Source organism: Streptomyces beijiangensis (genome assembly GCF_017315755.1).
GTDB lineage: Bacteria > Actinomycetota > Actinomycetes > Streptomycetales > Streptomycetaceae > Streptomyces > Streptomyces beijiangensis.
In genome coordinates, this window is record NZ_JAFLRJ010000116.1 from 1 (window position 1) to 4,081 (window position 4,081).

The following is a 4,081-nucleotide window of genomic DNA, read 5'->3' on the forward strand; positions in this document are numbered from 1 at the left end:
ACGACGTTCCCCTCGCCGCCGTCACGGTCTCCCGGACCATGACCGGCATGGCCACCAAACTGACCGAGCAGGCGGACACCGCTCTCGGCGGCGAGGGGAACGTCGTCCTCGGTCTTGCCGCTCTTGGTCACGTCCGCCGTGACGGTGGAGGTGCCGCTGTTGAACCTGAAGTCGGAGAGCGTGACGTCGAATCCGTGCGCGGTGGACGTGAACTTCACGCTGCCCTTGAAGGCGAGTGCGACCGCGTGGGTGTCGGTGTCGTAGGTTCCCGTGCCGCCACTGAAGGTGAACACGCCGTTGTCTGCGGCCTGTTCGGCGCCGTCCGCGACGGTGACCTTGCCCGCGGCCATGCCCGTCACATAGCTGCGGTAGCTCTCCTTGACGCCCCAGGTCAGCTTGTAGTCCTTGAGCGGAGCGGACGCCGCGGCCGCCGGGGTGATCACGAGGGCGGTGGCTCCCAGGGCGGTCGCGGTGGCGACGGCGGCCGCGAGGGCTATGGGGCGACGGCTGCGGATGGCGGGCATGATCAGGTGTCTCCTTGGAAGTGGCATGGGTGCGTGGTCAGTTCTGACTGCGGACGCGGCGTTTGCGCGCGACGAGGATTCCGGCGACCGCTGCGGCGATGCCCAGCGCGCCGAGACCGATGGCGATGTACGTACCGGTGGTGAGCGAGGACTCCGTGGCGGCGGCCACCGGCGAGGCCTTCTCCGCCGGTGGCTTCGTCTCCGCATCCGTCGTCGGAGCAGGGGTCGGATCACTGCCCAGGTCCGGCAGGGCGGGCAGCTGGGCCGACTTGTCGAGGGCCACGGAGAGCGAGACCGGATCCATGTCCGTGCCCGCCTTGTACAGGGAGCCGAAGATCTTCGCGCCGTCGGCGGTGAGCTTCGACGGCACCTCGGAGACGGTCAGCAGACCGTTCTTCGGGGTGAGTTCACCGGTCGCGAAAGTGATCAGCGGGGTGCCTGCGGCGGAGAGGGTCCCTGTGCCGCCCTTCACCATGACGGCGATCCTGGACAGCGTGACGTCGAGGTCCTTCCCCGCGAAGCGGACGGTCCCGGCGAAGCTCGCGTCCAGGGTCTGCTTCTTCTTGTCGTACGTCCCCTTGCCCTGCGGGAAGCGGAACAGCGCCCCGCCGTCCTGGGCTCCCCCGGTCAGGGTCCATTTGCCCTGGGCGATGCTCCCGGTGACGTACTCGCGGAAGGTGCGACGCACTCCCCAGTCGACGGCGGCGCTCTGGATAGCGCCGGCCGCGGCGGTCGTGGCCTCGGGGGTGGGTGTCGGCGTCGCCCTCTTCTTCGCGGCCGGGGCCTTCGTGTCCACGGAGAGGCTCACCGGGTCGAGCGCGGTGCCGGCCGTGTAGTACCCGGCGAAGGCCCTCGCCCCCTGTGAAGTGAGCGTCGCGGGAACGCTGTTGAGGGCGATCGGCGTGGTGCCGCCCTTCATGTTGATCCCGGAGACGCCGAGCGAGGCGAGGGGGACCTGATAGGCGGTGGTGACCTTCCCCGTGCCCTTCGCCTTGCTGGTCATGTCCGCGAAGAGCGTGCCGCTGCCGCCGGAGATACGGACGGTGGGGCGGCTGATGGTGAGGTCGAGCTCGTAGGAGCCGTCCGACTTCTTGTGGCCTGTGAAGCGGACGCCTCCGGCGAAGGAGGAGCGGAAGGAGCCACTGTCCGGGTCGTACGAACCGGTGGCGGAGGGGAAGCGGAACTGGCTGCTGCCGAGAGTGCCGGCGCCGCCCGTCAGTGCGTAACGTCCGCCCGCTATGGGCCCGGTGACATAGCTCTGGAAGGAGGATTTGATCCCCCAGTCGAGCCTTCCGCCCTGCACCGTGCGGTCCGCCGCTTGGGCGGTGTACGTGGGGAGCAGGGCCCCCAGCAGCACCGCGAAGAGCGCGACGGCGAACGCGCGGGCCGGTCGAGACGGCAGCATCGGATCCCTCCCAGGGCTAGCGAGCAAGGTAAGGCTAACCTAAGCTATCTCCGACCTGGTCCGGAACCCCTCCGGGCTCAGGAGCCTCAACAGAACGACAGGACGGTGCCCTTCGTGCGCACACCACGGCTCGCGGGTGCACTGCTCTCCGCACTCGCCCTCGCCCTCGCTGCCACCGGCTGCGGCAGCGGGACCGGCAGCGGCACGGCCGCCGCGACCGCCCCGAAAGACGCGGCGGCCGACCGCGTCGAGCCGCTGGCCGCCACGTTGGAGCCCCGGCTGCCCGCCGTCGTGCGGTCCGCCGACGGCCACCGGGTCTCGGTCGCGTCGACCGACCGGATCGTGCCGCTGACGGGCAGCCTCAGCGAGATCGTCTTCACGCTCGGCCTCGGCAAGCAGGTCGTCGCCCGCGACATCACCGCCACCTTCGAGCAGGCGAAGAGCCTGCCGGTGGTGACCCGCGCGCACGACGTCTCCGCGGAGAGCGTGCTGTCGCTGAAGCCGACGCTGGTGCTCGCCGACACGACGACGGGCCCGGCCGAGGCGATCGACCAGATACGCGACGCGGGCATCCCGCTCGTCGTCGTCGCCCCCGCGAAGGGCCTGGGCGACGTCGACCGGCGGATCGACACGGTGGCGGCGGCGCTCGGCATGAAGGCGTCGGGGGACGCGCTGAAGCGTCGTACGGACGAACGCATCGCGGCGGTACGGAAATCCGTCCCCGCGACGCAGGCGAACGGCGAGAAGCCCAGGGTCGCCTTCCTCTACCTGCGCGGATCGGCCTCCGTCTATCTCCTCGGCGGGCGCGAATCGGGGGCGAGTTCGCTCCTGGAGGCGGCCGGCGCGATCGACGCGGGCAAGGAGTCCGGGCTGACGAAGGACTTCACCCCGATCACCAGCGAGGCACTCGCCAAGGCCGCACCGGACGCGATCCTGGTGATGAGCAAGGGACTTGATTCGGTGGGCGGCATCGACGGCCTGGTGAAGATCCCCGGGGTCGCGGAGACACCCGCCGGGATGGACCGGCGGGTCGTGGCGATCGACGACGGGGTGCTGCTGAACTACGGGCCGCGCACCGACCAGGTGCTGAAGTCCCTGGTGGAGCAGTTGTACGGGGAGAAGAAGTGACGGCGACGGCGAAGACGGCGGTGGCGCTGCCGACGGCCCGGCGCCGCTCCCCCGCGTACCTCCTCACCGCGGGACTGCTGGGCGCGCTGCTCGTGCTGTGTCTGCTGTCGGCGGGGATCGGGGCGTACCACATCCCCCTCGGGGACGTCGTCGGCTCCGTACTGCACCGAGCGGGCCTGGGCGGTGCGGAGTTGGACCGGGTAGGCGAGAGCGTCCTGTGGAACGTACGGCTGCCGCGGGTGGTGCTCGCGCTGCTGGTCGGCGGATCGCTGGGGTGCGCGGGGGCGCTGATGCAGGGCGTGTTCGGCAACCCGCTCGCCGAGCCGGGGGTGATCGGGATCTCGTCGGGGGCGGCGGTGGGAGCGGTCGGCGCGATCGCGCTCGGCCTGAACTTCTTCGGCAACTGGACGGTCACGGCGTGCGCGTTCGTGGCCGGACTGCTGACGGTCCTCGCGGTGTACGTGCTGTCGAGGTCGGGGGGCCGGACGGAGGTCGTGACGCTGATCCTCACCGGGATCGCGGTGAACGCCTTCGCGGGTGCGCTGATCGGGCTCTTCATCTTCTTCGCGGACAACGCCCAGATCAGCCAGATCACGTTCTGGCAGCTGGGTTCGCTGGCGCAGGCGACCTGGCCGAAGGTCCTTGCCGTACTGCCATGTGCGCTGCTGGGGCTGGCCGTTGCTCCCTTCTTCGCCCGGAAGCTGGACCTGCTGGCGCTGGGCGAGCGGCCGGCGCGGCATCTGGGGGTGGACGTGGAGCGGCTGCGGGTGGTGCTGGTGCTGGTGGTCGCACTGCTGACCGCGGCGGCGGTCGCGGTGGCGGGGATCATCACGTTCGTCGGGCTGCTGGTCCCGCACCTGCTGCGGATGGCGAACGGGCCCGGGCACCGGTTTTTGGTGCCGGGGAGTGCGCTGGGCGGGGCGGTGGTGCTGGTGGCGGGGGACCTGGCGGCCCGGACGGTGGCTGCGCCGGCGGAGCTGCCGCTCGGGGTGCTGACGGCGTTGTTCGGGAGCCCGTTCTTCTT

At 70.7% G+C, this 4,081-nt stretch carries 4 protein-coding genes; 2 read left to right on the forward strand and 2 right to left on the reverse strand.

Annotated elements, in window-relative coordinates:
* Together J0695_RS13185 and J0695_RS13190 are read right to left on the reverse strand one after the other, a co-directional pair.
* Positions 1–524, reverse strand: a 524-nt coding sequence (locus J0695_RS13185) for an HtaA domain-containing protein (protein ID WP_206962191.1), incomplete at its 3' end; no start/stop codon positions are given.
* 37 nt (positions 525–561) lie between these two features.
* Positions 562–1,929, reverse strand: a complete 1,368-nt coding sequence (locus J0695_RS13190) for an HtaA domain-containing protein (RefSeq protein WP_206962192.1) — start codon at positions 1,927–1,929, stop codon at positions 562–564.
* A gap of 114 nt (positions 1,930–2,043) precedes the next feature.
* On the opposite strand from J0695_RS13190, the gene J0695_RS13195 reads away from it, so the two are divergent.
* Together J0695_RS13195 and J0695_RS13200 are read left to right on the forward strand one after the other, a co-directional pair.
* Positions 2,044–3,057: a heme/hemin ABC transporter substrate-binding protein gene (locus tag J0695_RS13195; RefSeq protein ID WP_307798599.1), complete on the forward strand. Its 1,014-nt coding sequence runs from the start codon at positions 2,044–2,046 to the stop codon at positions 3,055–3,057.
* Between the two features lie 20 nt (positions 3,058–3,077).
* A partial coding sequence (locus J0695_RS13200) for a FecCD family ABC transporter permease (RefSeq protein ID WP_307798601.1) occupies positions 3,078–4,081 on the forward strand: 1,004 nt, incomplete at its 3' end.

Excerpts from the sequence above, each read along its gene's own strand:
- J0695_RS13190 (WP_206962192.1), bottom strand. The coding sequence starts at position 1,929 with ATGCTGCCGTCTCGACCGGCCCGCGCGTTCGCCGTCGCGCTCTTCGCG.